The organism is Flavobacterium sp. ACN2 (assembly GCF_002303885.1).
GTDB lineage: Bacteria > Bacteroidota > Bacteroidia > Flavobacteriales > Flavobacteriaceae > Flavobacterium.
In genome coordinates this window covers 47814-74747 of record NZ_MRCM01000022.1, presented here as the reverse complement: position 1 = coordinate 74747, position 26934 = coordinate 47814, and the positions used below count along the sequence as shown (strand labels likewise).

General features: G+C 33.8%; 17 protein-coding genes. 5 read left to right on the top strand and 12 right to left on the bottom strand.

Annotated elements, in window-relative coordinates; all coding sequences use genetic code 11:
* Nucleotides 1-12: 12 nt before the first annotated feature.
* Nucleotides 13-930 carry a type IX secretion system membrane protein PorP/SprF gene (locus BSF41_RS21770; protein WP_095931587.1) on the bottom strand — a complete coding sequence of 306 codons (918 nt, stop codon included), beginning with the start codon at nucleotides 928-930 and terminating at the stop codon, nucleotides 13-15.
* Between the two features lie 832 nt (nucleotides 931-1762).
* Here BSF41_RS21770 and BSF41_RS21765 point away from each other — a divergent pair.
* The 5 genes from BSF41_RS21765 (at nucleotide 1763) to BSF41_RS21740 (ending at nucleotide 6279) form a co-directional block, all read left to right on the top strand.
* Nucleotides 1763-2563 (top strand): AraC family transcriptional regulator, encoded by an 801-nt coding sequence (locus BSF41_RS21765; protein ID WP_095931586.1) that lies wholly within the window; start codon nucleotides 1763-1765, stop codon nucleotides 2561-2563.
* A gap of 89 nt (nucleotides 2564-2652) precedes the next feature.
* Nucleotides 2653-3477: a hypothetical protein gene (locus BSF41_RS21755; protein ID WP_141248177.1), complete on the top strand. Its 825-nt coding sequence runs from the start codon at nucleotides 2653-2655 to the stop codon at nucleotides 3475-3477.
* A 315-nt stretch (nucleotides 3478-3792) separates the two neighbouring features.
* A complete protein-coding gene (locus tag BSF41_RS21750) occupies nucleotides 3793-4779 on the top strand; it encodes an SDR family NAD(P)-dependent oxidoreductase (protein ID WP_095931583.1) in 987 nt (328 codons plus the stop codon).
* A 77-nt stretch (nucleotides 4780-4856) separates the two neighbouring features.
* Nucleotides 4857-5438, top strand: coding sequence for a TetR/AcrR family transcriptional regulator (locus BSF41_RS21745; protein ID WP_095931582.1), 582 nt, complete (start codon nucleotides 4857-4859; stop codon nucleotides 5436-5438).
* 49 nt (nucleotides 5439-5487) lie between these two features.
* The gene (locus tag BSF41_RS21740) at nucleotides 5488-6279 is read left to right on the top strand and encodes an SDR family NAD(P)-dependent oxidoreductase (RefSeq protein WP_095931581.1); all 792 of its coding nucleotides are present in this window, start codon (nucleotides 5488-5490) and stop codon (nucleotides 6277-6279) included.
* A 64-nt stretch (nucleotides 6280-6343) separates the two neighbouring features.
* Here the strand turns inward: BSF41_RS21740 and BSF41_RS21735 are convergent, their stop codons facing one another.
* The 11 genes from BSF41_RS21735 to BSF41_RS21685 form a co-directional block, all read right to left on the bottom strand.
* Complete coding sequence (locus BSF41_RS21735; protein ID WP_095931580.1) at nucleotides 6344-7351, bottom strand: VOC family protein; 1008 nt, start codon at nucleotides 7349-7351, stop codon at nucleotides 6344-6346.
* Nucleotides 7352-7399: 48 nt separating this feature from the next.
* Nucleotides 7400-8257, bottom strand: a complete 858-nt coding sequence (locus BSF41_RS21730) for an SDR family oxidoreductase (protein WP_095931579.1) — start codon at nucleotides 8255-8257, stop codon at nucleotides 7400-7402.
* A 164-nt stretch (nucleotides 8258-8421) separates the two neighbouring features.
* Nucleotides 8422-9000: a Crp/Fnr family transcriptional regulator gene (locus BSF41_RS21725; RefSeq protein WP_095931578.1), complete on the bottom strand. Its 579-nt coding sequence runs from the start codon at nucleotides 8998-9000 to the stop codon at nucleotides 8422-8424.
* 119 nt (nucleotides 9001-9119) lie between these two features.
* The gene (locus BSF41_RS21720; protein ID WP_095931577.1) at nucleotides 9120-10517 is read right to left on the bottom strand and encodes a DHA2 family efflux MFS transporter permease subunit; all 1398 of its coding nucleotides are present in this window, start codon (nucleotides 10515-10517) and stop codon (nucleotides 9120-9122) included.
* A 151-nt stretch (nucleotides 10518-10668) separates the two neighbouring features.
* Complete coding sequence (locus BSF41_RS21715) at nucleotides 10669-15369, bottom strand: hypothetical protein (protein ID WP_095931592.1); 4701 nt, start codon at nucleotides 15367-15369, stop codon at nucleotides 10669-10671.
* 90 nt (nucleotides 15370-15459) lie between these two features.
* A complete protein-coding gene (locus BSF41_RS21710; protein ID WP_216359052.1) occupies nucleotides 15460-17916 on the bottom strand; it encodes a hypothetical protein in 2457 nt (818 codons plus the stop codon).
* 7 nt (nucleotides 17917-17923) lie between these two features.
* On the bottom strand, nucleotides 17924-19267 hold the full coding sequence (locus tag BSF41_RS21705) for a PKD domain-containing protein (RefSeq protein WP_095931576.1): 1344 nt from the start codon (nucleotides 19265-19267) through the stop codon (nucleotides 17924-17926).
* An 80-nt stretch (nucleotides 19268-19347) separates the two neighbouring features.
* The gene (locus BSF41_RS21700; RefSeq protein ID WP_172426955.1) at nucleotides 19348-20640 is read right to left on the bottom strand and encodes an IPT/TIG domain-containing protein; all 1293 of its coding nucleotides are present in this window, start codon (nucleotides 20638-20640) and stop codon (nucleotides 19348-19350) included.
* Between the two features lie 31 nt (nucleotides 20641-20671).
* Nucleotides 20672-21508 (bottom strand): hypothetical protein, encoded by an 837-nt coding sequence (locus BSF41_RS21695; protein ID WP_095931574.1) that lies wholly within the window; start codon nucleotides 21506-21508, stop codon nucleotides 20672-20674.
* A gap of 74 nt (nucleotides 21509-21582) precedes the next feature.
* Nucleotides 21583-22236, bottom strand: a complete 654-nt coding sequence (locus BSF41_RS21690; RefSeq protein WP_095931573.1) for an imm11 family protein — start codon at nucleotides 22234-22236, stop codon at nucleotides 21583-21585.
* 2 nt (nucleotides 22237-22238) lie between these two features.
* Entirely contained in the window at nucleotides 22239-26933 is a 4695-nt protein-coding gene (locus BSF41_RS21685) for an AHH domain-containing protein (RefSeq protein ID WP_095931572.1), read from the bottom strand.
* Nucleotide 26934: the final 1 nt, after the last annotated feature.

Here is a 26934-nt window from a genome sequence, read left to right as displayed (position 1 = left end):
GATGCCTTATTTTTAGAAGAAACGAGGGGTTGTCATTTTGCCTTTGTTTGAGAAGAATTCATAGCGCAGGAAGATCTCGTGCGAGCCTGAATTGTAATTGTTCAATTTGGTGGTTTCCCGATCGTAGCCATAGCCCAAATAGAGTCCGTCTGTGATCTGAAACCCAACCATAGCGCTTAATGAAGCGCTCCATCTGTAGGCCGCGCCAATCATAAATTTATCATAGAACATAAAATTCGCAGAGACATCTACCTGCAATGGCGCCCCCTGGACCATTTTGGCTAGAATGGCGGGCTTGAATTTTATATACTGATATTTGTCAAGATCGAATACGTAGCCTCCAATTAGGTAGTAGTTGATTCTGTCTTTATAGATGGCAACATCATTATCGTCGTAACGGTTTGTTTCAATAAAGTTTGGAACAGACAGGCCAATGTATGCTTTGTCAGAATGCCAGTAGACTCCGGCACCGACATTTGGAGAGAACTTGCTGTTTAAATCTTGAAACTGAGGATCGCCCTGATCTGCAGGATTTAATTTGTTTACATCTAAATTGAAGATATTTGCTGTTCCTTTGATGCCAAACGAAAGCTTAAAATCTGCAGAGGTCTGAATGGTGTAAGACAGATCGACTGAGATGTTGTTTTCATTTGTAGGGCCAATTTTATCATTGACCAATGAAGCTCCAATGCCTAATCTGCTATTATTTATTGGCGTATTGATTGAGAAGCTGCTGGTCTCTGGCGCTCCATCAAGACCAACCCATTGGGTGCGGTAAAGGCCAAATACGCTAAATACTCCACGGGAACCCGCATAGGCAGGATTTATGGCTATTGTATTGTACATATACTGTGTGTACTGCGCATCTTGCTGTGCATACCCTGAACATGTAACTAACAGAATGACGAAGAAAAATAATTTTGTTCTCATATTTTATATTTTACTTAGGGACGCGGCGGCTATCTTACGAAAACGAATGCCTCCATAAAATTTTTACCAGAATAATAGATTTGTTAAGATCGTAAAGACTATAAATCACCATTTAAGACCAATTTGGACAAACGCCTTTAAAAACTAAATTTCAGAGTGTAAAATGTGGTAGAGAATATTAAAGCGCACTGCTTTAATCTTAAGGCTTTTATAGGGTCTGGCTGATAGCAGATTCAAAATAGGAATACTAAAGAAATGGGGTAAGGAAAAAAATGCTGTAATTGTTTTTAATATGCACCCGCTGGCTAAATTCTATACTATTTAGGAAATTGTAATGCTATAAATAGCGAAAAAAAGCATCTCGCATAATAAGCAGGCTGTCCAAAAAACAATTCCAATATTTTAAAAAACACTAATAAATACTAAATGCCTTACAAAAATATATAAAATATATTGAAAAACAACATTTTAACATTGTTTTTTAATTATTTAATAAGTCTTTTTTATCACACACAAAACAAACAAATGCAAAAAAAAACAGTTTGCGAAAATGATAATTGCATACTGCCATAAAGTGCTCTTCTGAATCCGAATTTTTCATTACCATTTATGATCATAAAAAGAAACCATTTTTGTGTCCAAATTATCCATAGTGCAAATTGATAAATGCATTTCTATTATGCAGGAGTTTAAAGCTCGTATTATTTTGTCGAATTTTATATTTAAAAAAAGAACAGACAACGATAGCGCAAACTTTTAATTTGCTACTTTAGTTTTGTCAATACTATTCCCAAAAGAATAAACCTTTTACCAATTACCTCAAAGAGAACAAATGAATCTGGATTTTTATCAGCCTAAAAATGAAATTTTAAAAAAATATATTGAAGGATATTACTTTATTTCAAAAAATAAAAATTCGGGCTCTGTACAATATCTCACTTTCCCTAATAATTTCTGCATTCTAACCACCAATGAAGATCTAGATGTTGAAATACAAAATAACGAAGTCATTATAAAATCATCGCCAGATAAAAATATCATGACTTGTGTAGTTTCTCGTTATACCAAACCCATTAAAATTCATTACAAAGAGCTTATAAATGAGGTTACAATTTACTTTAAACCATTAGGAATAAGTCAATTTTTATCAGATTCAAAAAGTATTTTTTCAGAAAGTACTATTTTGGATTTTACTTTTATGCCTGACTTTAATGCTAAAATGATTGAAATTTTCAATTTGGACAAAGACAGACAAAGTCAGGAGCTTGAAGATTATCTGCTTTCTAAATTACAAGTCAAAGATTTTTCTTTAATTGAAAAAATACTTGCCGATATTGAAACAGATGAAAAGATTGAAGAAATCGCTCTTAAACATCAAATGAGCAGGCAATATTTGAATAAGCTCTTCACAAAACATATTGGCAAATCACCTTCAGAGTACCGAAAAATTCATCGTTTTAGAAACTCAATCCTTAAACAGAAACAAAGCAAGAATTTTTCTGAGTTATCACAGTACGATTTTTACGATCAATCTCATTTTATTCGAAACTTTAAAGAGCTCACAAACAGGAACCCACAAATATTTTTCAAAAATATAGATACAGAAAAAGAAAATATTTGGCTGTTTGTCTAAACAGTTTCCATTTGTACAATTCTGCTATTTTGGGATCATATACTTTTACCCAATACCAAATAATGTAAAACAAAAAAATCCCAAAAAATATGAACTGGCAAAAAATCCATCTTTTTTTACACACCTTTTGCAGATACTTTCTAGCTACCATCATAATCTTATATGCTTACGGTAAAATATTAAAAACCCAATTTGTATCACAGCCAAGCGTGTACGACATGCCAATTGGCTCTCTCGATGGTTTTCGCCTTACTTGGTATTATTATGGTTATTGCAATTGGTATCCAATGGTTATTGCTGTTACTCAGATTATAAGCTCGTTTCTACTCTTTTTTAGAAAAACGACAAGAATAGGAATTATTCTTTTCCTAACTTTTATGGTCAATATTCTTCTAACAGATTTTGCTTATGATATTAATGCAAAAGAAATTGCGATAATATTAACCCTAATGGCATTGTTTGTACTATTTTCTGATTATAAAGTTTTTCTAAAATATTTTTTGGAAGAACCTCCCTTGTATCAAAACAGTGACAGACCCAAATGGATGAATAAGATTAGCGTAATAAAATTCGTTTATATTCCTGCTGTATTTATTGGTTTCTTTATTATGTTCAGTATTATGAAAACCAAATACATGTCACAAGACGATTTTTACGGAACTTGGGAAAATCTTCAAACTAAAGAAAGGCTACATTTTGAAATCATGAATAATTTTCAAATTAACAAAACAGATCGGCTAGATAGCATTGTAAATGGAGAATATTCGTTTACCAAAGATTCTTTAACTTTAAAAACGAACAATAACTCGCAGCATAAAACAAAAAACTATCTGAAAGGAAAATATATCTTGCACAAAGCGGATCTAATTATTACAACCAAAACTGAGAATCTAAAATTTGTAAGGATTAGATAAATAGTTTCATAATCAAAGCCCTTTTGCAATCTCTTAATTAAGCAATTAGCAAGCGTAATTATATAACAGCGTGCGAATAGTTTTCGTCTAATTTTATATTTCAATTAGACGAAAAAGCTATTTCGTTGCTAAATTACTTGCTATGTTTTTTTTAAATCAAAAAAATAGAATATCCAGTACACGAACATCTGATAAAAAATATATCTTAAAAAGTAGTTCTAGCAGAACAAACGAAAAGCGCATCTTGTCTAAAAAAGCAATTTGAGTAATTCACCGCAGTAAAAATGCGCTTTTATGCACTTTAATATTTAGGATATGAAGAATGAAGGAAAATATACCAATGATCTAAAAGGAAAAACAGTTGTTATAACGGGTGCAAGCAGTGGTGTTGGCCGTGCAGCCGCAGAAGCTTTTGCTCATGAAGGATGCAATTTAGTTCTAGCAGCCAGAGGTTGGAAAGGTATTAATGAAGTTGTAGAATTTTGCCGAGCATTCAATGTTCCTGTTGTGGGTGTTTCGGCAGATACTTCTATAGCCAAAGATGTAGAGAAAGTTGCCACAGAAGCCCTCGCTATGAGCGGTAAAATCGATATCTGGATCAATAATGCCGGAGTGATGGTAAGTGGAAAATTTGAAGAAATTCCGTTAGAAATTCATCAGCAGGTTATAAAAACCAATTTATTTGGATATATGCATGGAGCTTATAACGCAATCAAAATTTTTAAAAATCAAAATCACGGTATTTTAATTAATAATATATCAATTGGTGGTTTTATGCCCGCGCCTTACAGTGCTGTATATTCTGCATCAAAATTTGGTATTAAAGGTATGATGGAATGTTTGCAGGGAGAAATTTCTAATCGCAGACATATTCATGTTTGCAATCTCTATCCTCAATTACAAAATTCTACAGGAAATCTTCACTCTGCCAAGTATTCGGGTTTTGATATCAAAATTCCTTTTATTGCTTCTGATCCACGCGAAACTGCTACTAAAATGGTTTATTTGGCAAAACATCCTAAAAAAGATTTGTTTCCTGATTTTAAAGCAGCTGCCATTACTACTACCTATAAATTGTTTCCAAAATTAATTAGTAATACAGCATCGACAGCACTTCGTCTAAAAATGAAACTTAACCAAAATAAGGAAAACAACCCTGGAAATGTGCTTACCAATTCGAAAGAGCCATTACGAGTCTACGGGAAACTGCCTTCAAAAACAGATTCTAATTTTGCTAAAACTGCAATTATGGGATTAGGCATCGCAGCCGCTTTATTTTTAGTTCTTAAAAAATCTTCTTAAAGGATACTATTAAAAAAAAATTGCCTGAATCATTAGTTTTATATAATTTTGTATCGATCGTTACAAAATAAAATCAAATGAGAGGCAGACCCACAATCTATGAAGATTCTAATATCATAAAAAAGGCTCAGGAAGTTTTTTGGCAGAAAGGCTACAGTGCAACCTCGCTAAGTGATTTACAAAAAGCAACTGGAGCTGGAGCCGGAAGCTTCTACAATACTTTTAAAGGCGGAAAAAAAGAAGTTTTTAAAAAAGCTATTGAAGAACGCAGACTAGCTTTTAATGCTTTTAAAAATGAACTTGCTAAAAGTGATTCGCCTTTAGAATTAATTAAAGATTTTTTTAGAAGTATTGCAGAAGCTGACGCAAATGAACATTTTAAAGGATGTATTATCGCTAATACAGTCGTCGAAATGACTTTTATAGATGAAGACCTAGAAGCAAATGCTGTACAGATTTTAAAAGAAGTCGAACAGATGTTTACAGCAACCATAAAAACGGAACAGACTAAAGGAAACATACAATCTAAAATTTCTCCTGAGGTTCTAGGAAAATATCTCATTACGTTTTGGTGCGGACTTAATACGCTCCGCAGAATGTATCCTGACAAGAAAATATTAAAAGATCAAATCGAAATGCAATTAGCTGTCATCAGCTAATTTTTTTGATGATTTATGTATCAATCATTACAAAAATAAATAATAAAAAATGGATTTAAAATTAGAAGGTAAAAAAGCTTTCATCAGCGGATCAACCCAAGGAATTGGTTTTGCAATTGCGCAACAATTATTAAATGAAAAAGCAGAAGTAATTATTAACGGAAGAGGTGAAGAAAAAACAAATCTCGCAGTTCAAAAATTGAAAACTGAATTTCCAAACTGTAACGTGTCCGGAATTGCAGCAGATTTTAGCAAAAAAGAGGAAATAGACGCGCTACTTGGCCAATTAAATAACATCGATATTCTAATTAATAATGTTGGCCAATTTAATCTAAAAAACTTCGAAGAAATTGAAGATGAAGATTGGCATAAAATATTTGAAATTAATGTGATGAGTTCTGTTCGTCTTTCTAAGAAACTTTTACCACAGATGCTGGAAAAGCAATCAGGAAGAATTATTTTTATAAGCAGTGAATCTGGTGTAAATATTCCTGGCAATATGATTCATTATGGCATGACTAAAGCAGCAATGACTGCTGTGAGCAATGGCTTATCTAAACTAACCATTGGAACAGAGGTCACCGTAAATACCATTCTAGGCGGACCAACTTATTCTGATGGAGTTGCGGCTGTTATAGAACACATAGCATCTCTTCAGAATATCGAAGTGGAGCAAATGAAAAATAGCATTGTACAGCAAACCAATCCGCATTCTTTATTGCAGCGTTTTATAAATCCAACTGAAATTGCATCGCTTGCCACTTATCTTGCAAGCCCTCTTTCTCTGGCAACAAATGGAGCTTCTCTACGAGCAGATGGTGGTGTTTTAAAAACCATTTAATAGAAATTTAAAAAGCCAGAACTTATTGTCTGGCTTTTTAAAACTTTCAAAATCAATTTAAAAGTTATTCTTTTTGATCAACAAAAACATACAGTTTCTGAACTTTACCATTTTCGATAACAAACAAGTCCATACCGCTTACAACAGATGGTTTTGTTTTTGAACCAAACTGCCAATACAAACGAACTATATTATGATTGGTTTCTACAGATTTGGCTGTAAATCTAAAATCAGGATTTTTAGTTTGAAGCTCTACAATAAATTTACTGATATCTTCAATTCCTTCAGCAATAAAATGACGGTCGACCATTTCTACATTAGCCGCATACACTTGATTAAGTAGCGCTTTACGTTTAACTTCCTCTTTTTCATTCCAGATTTTAAGATGGTTTTCTACTATTGCCGTGTTCTTTTTAGAATCGAAGTCATCTGCAGGGACTTTTTTCACTGCTTCATTTTTTGGAGACCATAATATCGTTTTGGGATTCGTTTTTTCATAACCTTTTCCATTAGGATACGAAACCAATTCCATTTTAGATCCCCAGGGCGTTTCAAAATAAACCCAAGTTTCTCCCGCTGTATCACCAGAAGGCATTGTAAAAGGTTCTCCTATTATTTTTACGCCTTTACTTTTTAAATACTGTACAGATGCATTAATATCTTTTACATAAAATGCAATATGAGATGCTCCAATATCATCTGTACTGGGGTGTGTTTTGCTTCCTTTATTGTCTGCATACTCAAACACTTCTATACTTGCTCCATTTCCTGCATTGATCATCTTTATGGTAACGGCTCCAGTATTTGGGTTAATGTGATTTAGTTTTTTCCAATCAGCGTCAAGCGGAATTGGTCCTAATTGAGTTACGGGTGCAAAACCCAAAACATCATTAAAAAATGTAACGGCTTTATTAAGATCAGGAACATTGATTCCGACATGATCTATTCCGACGATTCCTGCACTAGTTTGTGCAGCTGTTTTTTCTGAAGCAGAAAAGAGTATTAATAAATTAAGCATTGCTGCTGCTGAAGTTTGGACTTTTTTATTTGATTTTATATGCATTGTTTTCATGTTTATTTTGAATCTAAGTAAATTATTAAAATGTGTTTTAAAAGAAAATTAATTGGTGTAAGCTGCTACCCATTTTGCTTTAATATTGGCGCGGGCTTCTATAAATTCTTTATCGGTTCCTTGAGCAATCGCGTCTAGCGGAAAACGAAGCGGTCTCTCCCCTTTTTTCATACTTAACAATTCTAGAATACCATCAGCAATGGTTTGCGGATTCATATCAAACTGAGCCATTTTTCCAAATAATGCTGTGCCTAAGGCGTTGAATTTTTCGGTTGCTGCATCTCCATATTCTTCTATAATTTGTGTTTTATCAGCATGAATACCCGCTTTAGATCCGTTATTCATTTCTGTCGGATAAACTCCAGGCTGTATGCTTACGTTTTCAATTCCATAATCAGCAAGTTCGTCTTGCAATCCTTCTGTAAAACTTTCAACCACCAGTTTTGATGCGATGTACGGAACCATAAATGGAAGTGTGTGTGCGCTTGCTCCAGTTGTAATGTTAATTACGAGTCCGTTTCTTTCTTTTCTCATAGAAGGAAGCACTGCCTGATACATGCGAAGTACGCTGTAAACGTTTACGTCAAACATTTTGCGAACCTGATCGATAGAATATCCTTCAAGCAAACCAAAACCGCTTACCGCCGCGTTATTGATTAAAACATCTATTTTTCCGTATTTAATCAATACTTTTTCGATTGCTTTAGTAACTGATGCATCATCTGTAACATCGATATCTACTACTTCAATGTTTTCTATTGCTTCCAATTCTTTCGCAACAGCGGCATTTTTATCATTGGTATTTCGCATTCCTGCAATTACGGAATGACCTGCGTTTGCTAATGTTACGGCTGTTAATTTTCCAAAGCCTGTACTTGTTCCTGTAATGAAAATTGTTTTTGACATGATTTCTACTATTTAAATGTTTATAATGTTTGTTTCTTTTGAACATTACAAAGTTGCGATGAATGCAAAACCTGTGCATTGACTAGAAATAAGTAAAAACTTGATATAGATCAAGAGTTGGAAGAAGGGCATAAAAAAAGGAGCTTTAAAAGCTCCTTGTACATTTATTTCTTTGCTGTTTGTTTTCGAATACGGCTTAGCGTTTCTGGTGTCATACCCAAATAGGAAGCAATCATGGTTTGAGGAATTCTCGAAGCAAAACCTGGATACTTGCTTATAAAGTTCAAATACTTTTCTTCGGCCGTTAAAGTAAGTGAAGCCTGAATTCTATTTTGAGCGGCAATAAAACTTCTTTGCAGAATCGCATTTACCATATTATTAAAAGCTGGAATTTCTCTGCACAGCAATTCAAAATTCTCATGCGTAAAAAGAACAAGCTCGGTATCTTCAATAGCATCAATATTAAAACGAGACGGTTGCTGCATCATTAAACTCTCACGATCTCCTGTCCACCAATTTTCGATACTGAAACTATTTACATGCTCACTGCCTTTTTCATCAACGGTATAAGTTCTAACACAGCCTTTTGTAATAAAAGCATCGTATTTCCAGACATCTCCTTCTTGAAGCAGATATTGTCTTTTACGAAGTTTTTTAATTATAGCAAATGATTGTATACGTTCCGATTCTGTTGGAGTCAGTTCTGTTTTTTCTTCTAGATACTTTTGGAATATTTCATACATAGTATGTAAAATTATACAAAAGCCATTTGAAGAACAAATAACTTAATCCAAAACAAGTCAGATTGATTAGATAAGTTGTGATTTTTTTGAATTCAAGAACTTATTTATGCGAAACAAAATTACATATACCCTCCTCCATCTGTTTTGCTTAATTTTGAAAAAGTAAAGCTTGAAAAGATGGTAAAAACAGCCAATGCAATAAAGGTATATTGAAATGCTTTTGAAGCGTCTAAATTGAAAATTCCGTCCTGAAATAAAGAAAGCGCAAGACTCGCCACAGAAACTCCAAAACTTACCGAAAGCTGCTGCATAATAACCAACATCGTATTTCCGCCGCTCGCCGTATCTTGATCCAAATCTGAAAGCGTAATCGTATTCATGGCAGACATTTGTATAGAGGTGAAAATTCCGTAGAATATCATCAGTAAAATATAGTATCCAATTGGTGTTTCTTTCGTTACAAATCCGAGAACAATCAAAACAATTCCTAGCAAAATGGTGTTGCTTATCAGTACTGTTCTGTAGCCAAAAAACTTTATAATATTTACCATAAAAGGCTTAACAGCAACATTTGACAAGGCAGAAGGCAACAGCAATAATCCTGATACCGATGCCGAGTAACCAAAACTGGTTTGCAGCATAAGCGGTAAAAGCAATGGCAGTCCACCAATTCCAAGTCTAGTAATTAAACTTCCCATCAACCCTATTTTTAAGGTTCTAATATTTAAAAGATGCAGGTCGATTATAGGCTTCTCCGTTTTTTCATAATGAATATAATAAAAGAGAGAAAGCAGTCCGAAGAGAAACAATAAACTTAGAATTACAATCATGTGTGGTCGTCCGCTTCCGATAAGTTCTAAAACCAAAGTGATAGAAATTAGTGCCAAACTGAAATAAACCAATCCTCTAAAATCGAATCTTCCTACTGCGTGCTTAAAGTTAGGCATAATGCGATACGCCATCGAAATTCCGATGAGGCCAATGGGAATGTTTATTAGAAAAATCCAATGCCAGCTGAAATTGTCTGAGAGAAAACCTCCTAAACTTGGACCCGCAACCATTCCTAACAATCCGAATAAGGTTATAAAGTTCATTGTCTTAAGCAGTTCGTTTTTGGGGTATTGATACAAAATAGCCAATCGGGCAATTGGCACCATCATGGAAGCACCAACCGCTTGTAAAACACGTGCCATGTTAAGCGTATTCAAATCAACTGAAAGAGCGCAAAACAAAGATCCCATGATAAACAGAAACACGGCAATCATAAACATGGTTCTGGTGCCAAACTTATCTGCCAGCCATCCGGAAAGCGGAATAAACATTGCTAATGTGAGTGTGTAGGTTACAATAACCGAATCCATTTCGGTGGCCGAATATCCCATGTTTTTAGCTATTGAAGGCAGCGAAGTATTAAGAATTGTACCATCTAAGGATTGCATAAACATTGCAATTGCCGTTACCCAAGGGAGCATATATACTGCGTTTTGTTCTTTCTTTTCTTCTTTATTATTCAGCATCTTTTAGTTTTAGATAAAAGCTCGATTTGTATGATTATGTAAATTAATAAAAAAAAGCGCTCCTAAATGTTAAATCTGGTTGTCTAAAATAAAAACCCGTTTGAGAATTTTCAAACGGGTTTTTAAAGTCACTTATAGTCCTTTATAGAATTTACCTAAAAGTATTGATGTTTTTATACTTATAAACAAACTCATTTGCCTGTTTATTTCCTGGCAGATTATACTTTACTACTATCTCATAATTTCCATGTCTCATGAATTGGAAATTACTATTATGAAATCGTTGAGAAAGCGCCATAATGCCAGCGTCTCCGTTAACGTATGAGTTAACTATTTGGTTATTTAAATCGACCCAGTCTTCCTTATAGAAAAATGGCATATTGTAATTAAATGGGAAATTTCCTCTTGTATACGACTGATTGATATTGTTTTCTAAACTAACCGTATAATAAGAACTAAGCGGGATTCCTTTGACTGGAACCACACCTAACTCGTTAGTGTCTCTATTGGTTATAGTGAAAGTGCCATTTAAAGGATAATCTTTGTATAAATACGGATAAATATCTACTAGGTAGTATTGATCATTCAACTTAGATTCTGCTGTTATTACGGCTTTATTATCACTATAAGCTACACCCATAAGATCAACTATATCAAAGGCTTCCTGACTTGAAATAGTATTACTCAAATAAATTACATCTGAATCTAAAATTCCGAAGTTATAGTTTTGAGTACTGATCGCATTCATCTTAGATGCAAAAGTTCTGTACTTACTGGTGTTGAATGAATAGGTCAGACGATCAATAGTTCCTTCAGATTTAGATACGGCATCGGCTTGATTTTCTTTTATTTGTATATCATTACCCTCATCACTAATCGTATTTGTCTTTGTATTCGATGTCGTATTTCTTGTTGTATTCTGCTTTAAATTACTAACGATAGAGAAATTATATTTCTTATCCTGATCGATATTGGGCAAGTTATAATATACTTCATTTGAAGTAGTATCATAGTTAAATGCCACTGCTTTTGAGTTAGAAGTTCCGTCTTGCGCCATCTTAATACTGGTCTCCCAATTAGAATCTTCAAACAAATAATCCTGACCACGCTTCAGTTGGATATATCCTTTTGAATATTCTTCTTCAAGGAAATACTTTTGATCTACAACTGGATAAGAGTATTTAATATTGGTAAGCGGAATATGGTTTGGCGCGCCTCCTGTTGTAAATATTCTTTCTTCAAATTCTGTGGCCACTTTTCCGTCTACTTTTATAGGCTGGAATACGCCATTTACCATTTTTTGGAAACTAACCTCAACTTGAACTTTCAATTCTTTATGAGGAGGAAGAATATCTGTTGAAACAAAATTAACTCTGTCTTTCATACTACTCCATTCAAAAACTCCTGGAATTTCTTTGGTTCCATCAAATACTTTGAATTTTTCTAATATAACTTTATAAGTCACATCGCCTGCGTCTTCAGGAATTACAAAAGCTTCATTTACTTTCATTGAAAATGCAGCTTGTGGCACAGCAAAAACGTCTACATCTGTAGAGCTTTGTTTTGGAGTCACATCGGTGATTAATTTAATACCTCCTAGTGGCGATGCATTTTCAAATTGGCATTCTTCGCCTAATTCAAATTTAAATCTGAATTTTCCTTTTATCAGTCCTCCTAAAATATTCATATTTCCTGCCACATACCCGCGCATCCAAACTGGATTTGGTAATTTCGCTTGTAATAAAACTGCGGCTCCTCCAGAAATAATTGGAACCTTTAGTTTTAAGAAAGATAATTTAATTCTAATTCCAAGTTCTCCTTGCAGATAAGCATAAGATTGTCCGTTGGCATACCAACCATTTATACCTACACGGCTTCCTGTGTTGGAACATCTAGCTTCCTGATAATCTTTAAGCATAATATCGAATCCCATTCCTGCCTGAAAACGGGCGTAAAAAAGTAAGAAACTTAAATCTCCTGTATCGAAATCTAGACTGGCTCCAAAGGCTAAACCACCTCCATTTGCCAATTCATTTTCGTTACGCATATAATCCAGTTCTTTTAATTCTACACCCAAAATTTGAGCTACTTGTGGAGGTGGCGCCGGACTGCCCGGAAGTACCGTTCCTGCCATAAAATAACTTGTCGTTTGCAAATACATACCTGCAACTCCAATTTTAATTCCGCATCGGTCTTTTGGTGTTCCCATGTACATGTACCAATCTTTTGGATCTTTATGGAAAACTCCCCAAACGGCTCTTCCTCCTTCTCCAGTTCCCGAAAGGAAATTTCCTGGTGTATTAATATATACATCAGTAGTGGCGTGCATCGATTTGTTTTCAAAATCAAATTCGACAGCTGCTGCCATTTTTATTCCTACTGCTGCCGACAAATCTCCTGGAATTGCTTCTTTAGCTTCTGGAATATATTTGCTAGCAAAAGAACCTTTAAGATCATTTTCTGTAATTCCTAAAAAGCTTTTCTTAGCGGTAACATTTGAAGCTACTTTACCCATTAAATCGGTAACATTTTTAAGTCCTGGAATTTTAGCCATGACATTGGCTTTACCGAAAATAGCTAATCTGTTTATTCCTCCTTTTGAGTTAAATGCCATTTCAAATCCGGCTTCGCCATCGCAAATGGTTTCTGCTCCTACGTGAAAATAGATTAAAGCCTTAATTCCTAAACTTATTTTCTCGTCTGGCGTATAACTTAGTCCCGAAGGAGAAAATTCGCCAATAGCAATATCTTGATTTCGATGCATTTTGTAATAGGCTCCTCCACCAAAACCTGTAATCATAAAAGGAACACCTGGTGTTGGAGGAAACTTAACCGCTCCATCAAAATACCAATATCTAAAAGTAGTACGTCCGAAAATTGCTTTTGCTTTTACATTAACAACATCCACAACGTCGACTTCAACATCTGCATTAAATCCATCTCCATATACAGGGTCTTTTTCCATTAGAATAAGCCCTCCTTTAATGGTTAATCCGCTGAACTTACAATCTATATGGATAGCCGAAAGATCCAAACCAGCGTATCGGCTTCTTTGCCTATACCCATCATCGTACATCTTACCCTTTATTCCAATTCTTGCGGTTGCTCCTGCTCCAATACTTTCCATTAAATTAATTCCTAAATCAAAATCAATTCGGGAATCATCTCCATTAATGGCTACGTTAATGTTTCCGATAGAAACAGGGAAATTACCAAAACCAACGGTCCCTTTGTATCCCATATTTCTAACAGAAATAATAGGCGAAACAGTCTGTAATTGCAGGTTCTCAAACGTAATTCCTTTAAAGTCTACTGTTTTCTTACCTTCTACATCTTTATCGTCTGTTGCTCCTTTATTGGTTCCAAAAGAAACCGAACCGTTTAGATTGGCTTTAGGCAAAAATCGCCCATTGACTAATTTTAACTCGACAGAACTATTGGGCAGCAATAATGCTTTTGCTTTCCAGATATCAAAAGCTATGGAATCTTTGGTTATCACAACCAATTGTTGCTCTTCCATAGAAATAAATCCGTTGTATTCTAAACCAGCCCTATTGGTTTGTTTTGGTTTAGTAGAATCGGTTCCTGTTGCGCCAGCCGTTCCTGTATTCGCTGTCGCATTTGTTGCAGGAGTTGTAGTCGTTTCTTTTTTCTCTGGTGTGGCTTTACTAATGGGTAAAAGAATCTGTCCTTTTAAATTTGCTTTTACAAAAGTATTTGCCGCAATAGTTACATCAATATGGTCTAAGGAATAAGCCCATGATTTTTCCTGACTGGTTATTCCTCGATCTAAAGGAAAAACATTATCTGCATAGAAAGTTCCCGAAACTCCAAATTTATCTATAATAAGATTTTGTGCGCCTACATGAAGTCTTTCTTTACTTGATGCCGTATCTGTTGTTTGAAATTCCTTGGGCAGACCTACATCAAAAGTCTGGACAAAAACTCCCTTCCACGATTCTTGACTTGGAACCAAAAGCGAATTTTTGGCATAATACTCTGGAAAAACAACTACAGGATCATTTTTTAAATCACTTAAATCTAATACTGCATTGCTTACCAAAAACTGGAAATTACCATCAAAATCTTTTCCGTTTCGTTTGTCTTTTAATACAAAAGGTTGAAGACTTACATTTAATAAAATATCATTCCAACTACCTGCTGTAAAACTAAATTCTCCTCTAACTCTATTGGGTATTGCAACCGTTTTTCCGTTATAATACGTTTTTGGAACTGTAGTTTTTGCTTCATCAACCGTTTTGGTCAACGGATCGATTGGCAAAATTAGATCTCTAGAAAACTCAACAGCGCCAGAAATCTTCATTTCTTTAAAACCATCACAATCGATCTTTACATACGTTAGGTCGTTTACGTTTCCTGTCGCCATTTCGAAACCTCCGTACAAAGAAACCTGCCATTTATCCTCATTAAACGGAATATCAACATTGCCTAGCAATACCAATTTGGCTTCGCCCATAATACCTCCTTGATGCGATAATTTAACATTATCTGCTCCAAAGAAAAGCTGCATGGGCTGTCCGGTTTTTTTATCTTTCTGAGGAATATCTACTCTACAGAAAACCGTCAGCGTTGTATACTCTGGCGTAAAAGTAGCTTTTGTAATTCCGATAGAATATTGAATATTATTTACCGTATTACGAATACCAATAGGCAGTTCTACCAAATCTTGATTTGAAAACTTATCTACCCAACGATCAGCGGCTTCGATCTTTTGTATCGAACTTGAAGCTGCACTTAATTCTTTTGGTGGCTGAATTTCCTGCCCATAAGAAAAAACAACCGAAAGCAAGATAAGCAGTGTCGCAAAATGTATTTTGTAATTTTTTTTCATAAGCAAATCATTCTGTTTTTTTGAAAAATAAAGCATACCGACTTCTTTTATATGTTACTCTTTCGAACAGCAAAAGAGTTTATTTGACTATTAATTATTCTTTAAAAACTTAAAATCGATCTCTCCATCTTTAACATTTTTAACTGCTAAATCATGATAGAATGGAATTAGTTTGATTTTTATTTCTTCGATTATTACTGCATCTGCTTTTTTCTCTTTCATCATTTTAAAGAAATCCCCTAGCTCTTCTTTATTAAAAGCAGAAAGGTTTTCATTTTCGCGAAGCTGATCTACAGGTGTATTTGAAAGTATTCCAATCTCATTAAGCATCCATCGATGAACTAATAAAGGCTGTAATTTTTTATTTTTTCTGTCTACCAGTTTTAAATATGAATTATAACTCACTTTATCTGTCACGTCTTTTTCATCTACACCATGCATTTTATGCTTGTTTACTCTTCCTAAAGCCATCACATAATCATTCTCATATCCTTCGTCTTTACGAGCCATTTCTTCTTGTAAACTTTTTACAGTTTCATGAATGTAATTGTCGTATTTATTTAAGATGTCATTATTTAGGTCGTATGCTTTTAAATAATTCAATGCTTTTTCTTTGAAACTATCATCATCTGGAGTCAAAGTGGTAAGCGTTAACAGATGCTGTAATTCTTCTGAATCTTCTTTTGGCATTGGACGAAGCGCTGTCTGCATATCCTGAAGTTGCTGTATAATTTCGTCTCTCGTTCCTTCGTACGTTTTGTCTTTATGCTTTATTTTTAGAATAGGATTTAAAACCTCTTCTTTTTCTTTTTTAGGCTCTTTTTTGGCAGGAAGCTTTATTTTATCCAACGAACAGGTGTAATTTAAAGTAGCCGTTAAGTCATTAAATTTGTCAGTATTCGTGCTGCTTCTAAACATCGAAATAACGTTTAAACCAAAATTATGCCTTTGATACATTACGTAACTATTGTTAAACTTGATTCCAAATACAGAGCTTGAATTCATATTTCCTTGCGAATTATTATAAAGAAATCCAAGGTTTGTATTTAGCTTGTCTTTGAATAGTTTTTTTGAAGCTCCAACCGAAGCTCCCATAGATGAATTATTGTTTCGGCTCACTTCATTTTTGGTATAATTAAGCGAACTGTTTAAAGAGACTTTCGTTGCAAGAAAACTAACCGTATGCGCCAAGTTATAATTTTGAACCGTGCTTGCCTGACCTTTTCTAATCACGCCTCCTTGTTCGTTGGCCTGACCTGCAATACTATAATTAAAGTTTAAATTTTGATTTCTTTTTTTTCCGAAAGCATAAGACATATTGACATTAGCATTTTGAGACAATTGTCTGTAATCTAAAGTGTCTGCCTGCACAACATTTGGATTATTTATCAGTTCAAACTGATCTAATTTTTTATTGGTATACGTAGAAAAATTAGAATAACTACCCGTAATATTGATTTGATCTGTAACTCTATAATTCATGTTAATAGACCCTACAACACGTTTTGTATCTTGTTTTTTTATTTTTTCTAAATCGTCTTTTTGAAATCCTAAACTGGTCGAAACTGTAATTCTATCTTGATAAAAAGGTCTCGCAAAACGCAACGCGATGTTTTCTAAATCATTATTAAAATATAATGCTCCAAGGGTATTGTAATTAGGATCAATGCGCTCGTACGTTAATCCGACAGTACTTTTCTGAATATTATAATCGAAATTAACATTGAAAGCGTTCATATAACTTGTACTTTCTTTACCAGAAAATATCTTATCTCGAAAACCTCCGCCCGAAAGACTTTCACTTCTAGTATCATCTGTTAATACAGATAAGGCATACTCGACATTTAAATTTAAATTTCGCACTACCGAAGTGCTAAAAATCAAACTATTTACAAAGTTTTCTTTTGGCGTAACTCCTTTATCATTTACCATGTTTAATGAACTGGCATCGTCTTTGGCATAAAAACCAATCCAGCCTAACTTATATTGCGCTTTCTCAAAACCTACTTTTGCTCCATAACCAAAACGCTGATAAATCGGAATTCCGCCTGAAGCATTTTCTGCCGAAACGGCTTTAAGGAGCTGTCCTCCCATTAACGACACTTTAAACGGACTGTTTGGCGTCAGTTCTAATCCGACTCCTTTAAATGGATAACCACTTAATGTATAAGGTGAAAATGTCATACTCACATTTCCAATATAAGCCTTTACCCATTTGTATTTAGGCATAATGCTTAATCTGTTAAAATCAAATGGAGCAGTATATCCTAAATTATCTCCTTGATTGGTAAAACTATAAAACAACGGAACGCTAAAATTAAAAGCACTAATATTCAAACTCCCTGAAAACAGATAAGTGAAAGGTTCACGTGAATTTTCCATATTTGAATTGTAGTACATCATATTGGCATTAATATTCCCTGTTACCTTAAAATTAGGTTTATAAAAATTCTCCAAATCTACATCCTGTGCATATCCTTTCCTGCAAAAACAACAGGCCAAAACAATACATAACCAAAACAAGATTTTATTATTCTTTATCTTCATTTAGCGGTTATTGTTTTTGAACTTTGATGTCACATAAAATATAAGAACTTGCACCGTTCTTTACCATTTCTTTTATTTTAATGGCGCCTTTTCTGCCGTCTTGTGTTTTAAATAAAATAATTCTCGGATAAACAAATCCAAATTCCTGTGCTCCTCCAGCGCTATAACTTATGTTTAATGTTTTTATAGGCGTGTCATTTACCATACTGTCGAATTGTGCTTCGGTAAAATTTAAACCACAATTGCATAAGCTTTGAGAATTTACAAAAATGGTGCTTTGTGCATTTTTTAATGCTAAAAACCCATAGTTATTGGCCTGATCAGGAGAGATGAATCTGTTGTAGGTAAAATTGCTGTTTAAACCTTGAAATACAATATCTATTAGCTTGCTATTCTCATCGTTAATTTCGTTTGCCTTATAAACTTCGCGTGTAACTGTCGAGAACATTGCGCCAATATTATTGCCGTTATGTGCCGAGTTAATTCCTAATTTTATATTAGTAAATGTTCGCAGGTTTGTGTCGGGCAGAACTGTAATAGTCGATTTGAAAATCTGACTTGTTTTATCATTAAAAGCTTCTAAAGTAACTTCATGAACGCCTGCACTTGTAAAAACAATAGTTGGATTTTCTTCTGTAGAAACAGCTGGATTTCCACCTTCAAATGTCCATTTGTAATGGGTTGCGCTGACAGATTTGTTTGTGAAATTAATTGTTACAGGAGCTTCGTAATCGTCGTCTTCAAACTTTGGCTCATAGGTAAACAAACTCACCAAATACGGAGCAACAGTAATGGTTTTTGTCTGTTTTTCAGATTCAAAACCATTTGATACAGTCAAAGTTATTATGTGTTCTCCAGGAGTTGTAAAGACAACATTTGGAGGTGTTTTCCCTGAAAAAGAAGCTAGCGAACCGTCTTGAAATTCCCAATTAAAAGTCAAGCCTTCTCCAATAGTAGCATTCTTTAAAATTACCTCAACAGGAGAGTAATTGCTTTTTACAATTTCATGCGTAAACTCAATATTAATTCCTTCTTTTATTACAACAGTTTGAGTAAATTCTCGACTCTCACCATCTACATTTTTTGCTGTTACTTTGATGGTATAAGTTCCCTGCTTGCTGTATAAAATCTCGCCTGGATTTTTAGAATTTGAAACAGAAGGATTTCCGCCCTCAAATGTCCATTCATACGTATCTGCACCCGTTATATTATTATCAATTTTAATAATAACGGGTATAGATTCATCCTGATCAACATACGAAGTCGTGAACTCACCTTCTATAACTATAGCAGTTTCCTGATAACAAGAAGTAATAACGAAAAGTAAGAATAAGAGTAAAGTTTTTTTCATTCAGTGCATTTTAAAACACTGCAGCTATTAAAAAACTGCAGTGCTTTTTATTCTATATTTTGAATTCTATTGATTAAAAATTATAGATAACGCTTGATAATTTTATCTATAGAAATAGCCCAAACAATATTGTTTTTATAGCCAATTGATTTGATCGCTTGCGTATTTGTATAATCAAGCGTCCATGTTTTAGCTCCATCTACTGTTTTGTAAATTTTGTTTTCTAAAACTGCCCAACCCGTATTAGCATCTTTAAATACCAATTTTGTGAATTTCTCTCCACTATAAATTTTAGTCCAAGTATCACCGCCATCTGTAGTTTTGTAAATGGTAGAGTTATTAATTAAAAAATAACCATTTGCCTTATCTGCAAAAGATACTTCTGCCGCTATAGTATTTGGTTCACTTGCAAAATAATGTTCCTTCCAACCATCAGTTTCATTATTTTTAAATAAAATAAAAGGATAATATATATTTTCCACTTTTTTCATACCAATAGCCCAAATATGATCATTGTCAATTTCATCAGATTTGGTTATAGATCCTGGCTCGAAACCTTTATCACTTAAATGAGCATCATAGACTTGTGAAAACTCAACTCCATCAGCTGTGCTGTAAACATCTCCGTATGAAGTAATAATAGTTCCCTTTTTCATATCATCATCAACATAAACAGAGTAATAAATGTCTTTTGTTGTTGCGCTGATAAAATCCATTTTTGGAGAACCTCCAACAGGTACCTTTTGAATTCCAAATGCTGTATCCGCCCAGCCTTCATCATTTTTAGTAGCCGAAAAAGCTCCAGAAAAACCAGTTCTTCCCCATTCTACAAAAGTAATACCTCCATCAAGAGTTCTGTAAACTCCGCTTCCTCCGTAGTCTGCCATAGAATAGTACATTATTTTATCGCTAACGACTTGAACACTATAGACTTTATTCTCATTTTTTAGAACGTTGTCCATTGTAAACCAATCAGTAGTAGATGATTTAGGTAAAACGCCTATATTTCCTTGATAAGCATTCTTAACTTCATTTGTAATGGTTCTATTCTCAATTGTTAAAGACAATTGTGGAACTAATTTTTCAGTTGACGGCAGTTTGAATACAATCTCAGTAGCTGTTGATGAAACAACTGTAGCAGAAACTCCATCAAAGGCAATTTTAATATCTGTTATCTTATCAGAAAAATTTTCACCATAGATTGTAATGGTTTCTCCTGCTTCTCCAAAGTTTTTAGAGAATGATGTTACTTTTGCAGCTTTTATTACAACAATTGGCGGTTCAGGAGTTGAAGGACTATCTGAATCTGAGCTACAGCTGCCTAGTACCATAAAAAGTTGCAATACTGCGGCTAATAAGACTGTTTTTTTCATTTTAATTATTTTATACATTTTTTTTAAAATTCTATTTAGACTGACTTCCTAAAGTATATCCATTTCCAACCAAAACTCTCACGATATTTATTGCTGTTATATCTTTGCTCATTTTGTAACCTGTAGGGTTTCCTCTATTGTCGAAAGTCGCTTTGAAGACTTTCCCGTTGAATGTAATGACTTCCTGATTTAATAGTTTTTCATATCCTGAGAACATACCGCCTCTGGCAAACCAAGTTCCTACTAAATTATTATCTAGGTCCATTACTTCATATTTCAAATCTCCATTTTGAGAAGGCGATGTCATTTTGATAAACCCAATTCTTTTATCGTCTATATCTTTATTTTGTGCCTTAACGCTAAAAATTGTACCATAATCATCGATCGCTAACTGATAAGTATCTGCAATTTTACCAGCATTATCTATTTCGCCTTGAACGCCCAAACGCTTTGCGGCTATACCTGCTGATTCACCATTGATAAAACTTTCAATTGCTTCTTTGTTTAAACCTTCTACTCCTACCATACCTCTATCCAATAATTCATAGACTATACTACGGTCGTAATTGAAGGCGCTAAATTTTCTGCTTTTATTCTTAAATTCTAATTCGTTCGATTTCCCCGTCGCTTCATCTTTAATTTCAATCCATGGCAATACCATAGAATCTTCGTTTGGAGCTTTCTTTAGTTCTGCCGTAATTGAATAACTTTTATCTAAACTAAAAATGGTAAAAAGCGGTTTTTTACCTTCTACAAAACCTATTGTTTTTTCGTCTAGTTTTAGTTCTCCTTTATCAATTTTTAATTTTTGCGCAAAACCACAAATGCTAATTAGCATTACTATTAGGGTTAAAAGATTTTTTTTCATTTTTTAGTTTTTGAATTAAGCTGAGATATTTTTCCTTAAATTTTGTTTTTCATCTAAATATTTTATTCCTAAAACTATCTAACAATTACATCTGTCGGAATTGCAAGAAAACCAGTGATATTGTTTTCATTTAAAGAATCCCTCAAAGCTTCTGAAATAAAATTACCACTCCCCATAATATTATTCGTTATAATGTCATAATTTGGAAAATTTGCATTAAAAAAAAGTTCTTTTAATCGAATACTTTTTTCAAAATCCAAATTAGAATTTATCTTTTTCAAATTTTCTTCTGAATCAATTGATAACGTATCTAAAACATTGAAGTTAAACTTATGATAAATTTCTATTGTTGATTTTTTTAAGTCAATAAAATCAAATAAATTATCAAAGAAATTAAACCAAAAATAATTTAACATATGGTCTCCTCGAATTATTTTAATAGGATAAAATTTATGGGGTGGAAGATGAAAACTTGAAATAATTTTTTCAAGCCTTTCACTAACAAGAAAACCAAAATAAGGATTATATGTACTTAACAAATCTGTAACTTTAGTATTTTTATTAAATTGTAATTCCAAATGAGGTATTTCTTCTGGAATTTCTCCATAATTAATTCTTTTTGGTGCAAATGGTGAACCAAAAAGATTATTTTCTGTATTCGATACTTGAGGATAATAACCTATAATATCGATATCATTAGAGGTTGTAAAGTCTAAATATTTTTTCATAATTAATAACCTGATATGTTTGCATTTTTATTCACCACTTGTTTAAAATATTCATTCAAATTTAATTCACTATTTTTCGCATTAGAAATATATGTTTTTAATTCTGGAATTAGTTCTTTTTGTAAAAACACATTAGCTTCATTTGGAGTTAAATTAGGGTTCATCGACGCATATTTAGTTAACCTATCTTTTATATAAGCATCATATGCTGGATGATTGCCATGCATTCCCTCTCCTACTAATTTAGAGTATTTCTCCAAGCCTATTCCATTTTCAACCATATTAGGATGAAATCCATCCAATGCAGCCAATTGCACAATTTCATGTCCTTCACAGACTTTCCAAGGCATTATATGGTGCGCTTCAATATTATCAGTCGTTCCTAAAATTTTAGCTAAATCACTTCTATCTCCAAAGGTTATTTTATTACCAACTCTTTCCCATTTGAGCTTAAAGCTCTTTGTTCCCCACTCTATAGTGTTAGTTACAATCTTGTTTCCTTTAGCAAATTCCTCAGCAATATTGAAATGTTTAAGAGTATTAATAACGTCTTTAACTGTTTTTATCTTAACTACTAAATCGTCAGCAAGTTTTGGCAGTTTTGTTATAAGTGCTCCTCCTGCAATAACACTTTTTACTGAGGTTACTACACCTCTAGAGTACAAATGTCCCTTTTTACCTTCATCCGTTTGACTATTCGCTATTTCCGCCCATTCGTCATTCGTATTACCGCTCAACATTTGAACAAAAATTGGTATCACTCCTGAAGGTTCATCTTCTACGGCATTTTTCATCTTAACAAGTCCAGTCCACATTTCTGTTCTTGCTTTCTCATCAACAGATAAATCATAAACCATATTACAAAGACTAGTAACATCTGTTACAACCGTTGCTCCACTTTCTACAGTACCTGTCACAAGTCCTGGTGCATGAATAGTCGAAGTCGTTTCAGTACTACGCAAATAAGCAGATTCTTCTACCGTTGCAGTTTGTAAAAATGTATTTAAAAGACCAAATCCTTCTGATGAAATTTTTAAAAATGTTGCTTTATTGTCTATTTCTATTTTCTTTCCGTCAGCAAAAACTTCTTTATCATTATTTAAATTTACTCCAGCTTTTTCAGGAGATAAATCTGCTTTAGTGACATTGTATTTTTGAAAAAAGAGATTTGCTTTATTTTCTACATATGTCGCAAGATCTCTTTTAAGTTTAGAAGCATCAATGTTTTGAAAAGCAATTTTTCCTGAAGCTATTGCAACAGTATTTCGAATTCCAACTGCTTGATATTGAAAAACTCCATTTTTATCTTGAGTTATTCTAATTTTTACATCTTGTGTTGCATCATTCCATTTTCCATTTCTAATATCATCATCACTTAACGGGCTCTTAACTTCCTCTGCATTATCTCCATTTAATTTATAAACCTTTCCTCCACTTACAAGTTCAATTCCCTGATTACTTCTAGAATTTCTAGCAATTTCTTTCAAATTATTAGCAATCACTTTAGGCACAAACTCAGAATAATAACAAGCATCTAATTCTTTGCTTATATTTAATCGTGTTTGATCATCTACCATTTTACCCCCTGAACAGATTTCATTACTGAAAGGATATATAACATCACAAGAAACTAAATCAGTATTATTACTAATTACAGCTAATAAATCCTGTTTATTTTCGAAAACTGATTTTGTAGCTTCAATCAAATTAGCAAATTCAGATCTATACTTTGCTATATCATCTTTATCAACTAATATATCATCAGTTATAATATCTATTTTCCTGCCTTCTTTTAGTGATGCTAATAAACATATATAAGTATTGTTTTTGAATGAGAGCTTTCTATATTGTCCTTTTGATCCATCAAAACCTCCTACTGCTTCAAATTTTTCTCCTGCACATAATGAACATTTGATAAATGAATCTGTACCTAAGCTTTTTAAAATCATTACTAGATTCTCTAATCCATCTGATCCTCCAGACACTAATTCCCCACTATTCTGACTCTGAAACGCATATAATTTAAATGCAGGATCATTAATCTGTTTCCAATCCAAATGGTTTAAAAGAGTACTTGTGGTACTGTAATCCATTAAGAAACTGGTACTACCTTCTGCTGTTTTATACTGTTCAAAAGGATGTTCTAGCTTAAAGATTCCATGCCCTAACTCATGAGCTGCAGTAGCAAGATTTTCTTTGCCATTATTAGCTTTCGCGAATACATATCCAAATTGTCCATTTAAACGCATATATCCATCTTGTTTTGTGCTGGAAGTTTTGTTTGTAATAAACAAAACATAACCATCACGCGAACCTTGATATGATGCATTTATCTTTAGCTGTTCTGCACTGTAAGTAGAAGTAATAGTATTTTTCTCGGTTTGAATTACGTTGCCTGAAACTATCTTATCTATATTAAAAATAGCCTCCTTCTTAAAGTTAATTTTAACTCCAATTTTACTATAAATCCTCTGTGTTTCGGCAATAATTTCATTTAACTTATTTGCAGAGACATCATCAGTAGGAACCAAGGCCACATTAACATCTTTTGGTGAAATATGAACGAGCATGAATGCACCAATAACCTGCCATTTATCACCTTGTTTTACGGTTGCTAATATTTGTTCTTCGGCGTACGTTAAACTCCCTTTTACAGTAAGAACAAATATTTTATCATTTCTTGTAAAGTCAATTTTTGCTCCATTCTGGGTTTTAAAAACAATACTATCGAGATTTATTTTGGCATCTGTAAGGGTTACCGTAGCCAACATTGTATCTGAATCGCCATTTAAAACGGCTTTATAAGGCAAGATGTTATCGCCTGCTTTGGCATACAATTTCTTTAGCGCTGCAGATGCATTTTCTGGCATTACATCAAAAGCATACTTGCTTCCGTTTCCAGAAAAAGCAATCGAAATACCTTTGGCGGTAAATGCTGTGGCTTGACCACTTTTATCTACGCCATCTGTATTTTCTGGCGATGGTTTGCCTCCTTCGGCAACTGCAACACCTTGATTGCTTCCATTTCCTTCACTGTCTACCGTGTAAACTTTTGGAGGAACAACAACTTTTCCGTCTTTATCTACAACACCGCTGTCTGTAATTACAGTATCTTTTCCGCCAGGAATGGTTATCTGCTCGCCGTCAACACCATTTACAAGTATATCTCCATTAGCATTAATGATAATATCTTTGATTACAAATGGAACTTTTTCTTCAATTTGCCCGCCTTTACCTTCACCAGTGAAATCTTCAATGTCGGTAACATTTTTCCAATCTGGGTTATAGCTCGTTTCTACAACACCACTGATCAATTGATAATCGGTATTGATCACAATATCCTTAAACTCTACCGCAATTTTAGTATCGGCTAAATAAGGAACAATGATATATCCAAGTCCAGAATATGGGCTGTTTTCTCCTCTTAGTTCTAAAATAGTTACAGGAAAATCACCAGCTCTAAATGTCTCGCTTTGAATTAAATTGGTTAGCGGTTTTTGATTCTGAATATTGATTTGCGGAACGATACCACAATTGTATGCAGGAACACCACTACTTTCTATTGGTGTAGTAAAAGTGCTTATATTAGAATAAGTAAACGACTGAATTCCGTCTTCAGCCGGATCACAGCTCGATCCCACTCTAAATTCATAGGTTACCCCTGGCTCTAAATTGGTAATTAAACTTTGTTTGTTTAAACTATTTGACGAGAACCACTGTGCATTACGAACACCTTGTTTTTTATATTGTACCTGATAGCGCGTATGCTCTGGCACTCCTTCCCAAGTTATTTTTACACTTTTCGAACTTTGGGATTCGCTTAATAAAAATGTCGGCGCGGTACATGAAGCCGTATATTTAAAAGAATATATTTCGCTATATCCGTCATTTTTAAAAACAGCATTTTCTGAAAGTCCCGTTGTCGAAATCGCTCGTACTCTCCATGCGTAACGCAAACCTGGAGTCAGTATTGGCATACTTAAATTGTACAAAACAGCCGTGCTAAATAAAGTTTCTTCGTATAAAGTCGGCGACATTTGAAACCCAATTTGAGGATCTAATGTTGGATCTAAAAGCTGTTTTAGCTCAAATTTATACGAAACATTTGTTGCGTTGATCTGACGCGGCGTCCAAGTAAATAAAATATTAGGAAACTCTGTCGAAGCAATTTGTTCGTTTTTTTGAGGTGTATTTAATAACGGCGGATCATTTAATATCAGGTATAAACTGGCACAGCTTTTTTGAGATATTTTTTGATTTGTTACAAAATCGTACATCTCAAAGCAAAAATTGTACATTCCTTCTGGCAGCGGGTTTGCATATTGCGCTGCAGATATTCCTTGCAGGTTTTCTAACCTAAAAAGCGATGCAATATCAACATTGGTTAAGGTTTGCAGTTCCCCTCCATTTATATATATTGGTCTTTGTTCCTGTGCATAATCAGAGGTTTGAATATTTAATCCGTTGCCTTGTATGTACAGTTTCAAGCGTACTCTTCTTTGAGAGATAGAGATATCGGTTGGATTAATCAACAATTGCATCTTCGTATCCATGCTTGTTGCATAATCGGATATTTTGACGCTATACGGACTATTGAAAACTGGTGTTAATTGAACTGGATATAATTGTGCATATCCAACTGCATTAAAAAACAGAAATAGAACAAAGAGATATATGTTGTTGAAAAGGTTCTTCATT

Coding starts and splice junctions, on each gene's coding strand:
- BSF41_RS21750 (WP_095931583.1), top strand. CDS start 3,793: ATGAAGAATGAAGGAAAATATACCAATGATCTAAAAGGAAAAACAGTT.
- BSF41_RS21715 (WP_095931592.1), bottom strand. CDS start 15,369: ATGAAAAAAAATTACAAAATACATTTTGCGACACTGCTTATCTTGCTT.
- BSF41_RS21730 (WP_095931579.1), bottom strand. CDS start 8,257: ATGTCAAAAACAATTTTCATTACAGGAACAAGTACAGGCTTTGGAAAA.
- BSF41_RS21710 (WP_216359052.1), bottom strand. CDS start 17,916: ATGAAGATAAAGAATAATAAAATCTTGTTTTGGTTATGTATTGTTTTG.
- BSF41_RS21735 (WP_095931580.1), bottom strand. CDS start 7,351: ATGAAAACAATGCATATAAAATCAAATAAAAAAGTCCAAACTTCAGCA.
- BSF41_RS21745 (WP_095931582.1), top strand. CDS start 4,857: ATGAGAGGCAGACCCACAATCTATGAAGATTCTAATATCATAAAAAAG.
- BSF41_RS21685 (WP_095931572.1), bottom strand. CDS start 26,933: ATGAAGAACCTTTTCAACAACATATATCTCTTTGTTCTATTTCTGTTT.
- BSF41_RS21755 (WP_141248177.1), top strand. CDS start 2,653: ATGAACTGGCAAAAAATCCATCTTTTTTTACACACCTTTTGCAGATAC.
- BSF41_RS21695 (WP_095931574.1), bottom strand. CDS start 21,508: ATGAAAAAAAATCTTTTAACCCTAATAGTAATGCTAATTAGCATTTGT.
- BSF41_RS21740 (WP_095931581.1), top strand. CDS start 5,488: ATGGATTTAAAATTAGAAGGTAAAAAAGCTTTCATCAGCGGATCAACC.
- BSF41_RS21725 (WP_095931578.1), bottom strand. CDS start 9,000: ATGTATGAAATATTCCAAAAGTATCTAGAAGAAAAAACAGAACTGACT.
- BSF41_RS21700 (WP_172426955.1), bottom strand. CDS start 20,640: ATGAAAAAAACAGTCTTATTAGCCGCAGTATTGCAACTTTTTATGGTA.
- BSF41_RS21720 (WP_095931577.1), bottom strand. CDS start 10,517: ATGCTGAATAATAAAGAAGAAAAGAAAGAACAAAACGCAGTATATATG.
- BSF41_RS21765 (WP_095931586.1), top strand. CDS start 1,763: ATGAATCTGGATTTTTATCAGCCTAAAAATGAAATTTTAAAAAAATAT.
- BSF41_RS21770 (WP_095931587.1), bottom strand. CDS start 930: ATGAGAACAAAATTATTTTTCTTCGTCATTCTGTTAGTTACATGTTCA.
- BSF41_RS21705 (WP_095931576.1), bottom strand. CDS start 19,267: ATGAAAAAAACTTTACTCTTATTCTTACTTTTCGTTATTACTTCTTGT.
- BSF41_RS21690 (WP_095931573.1), bottom strand. CDS start 22,236: ATGAAAAAATATTTAGACTTTACAACCTCTAATGATATCGATATTATA.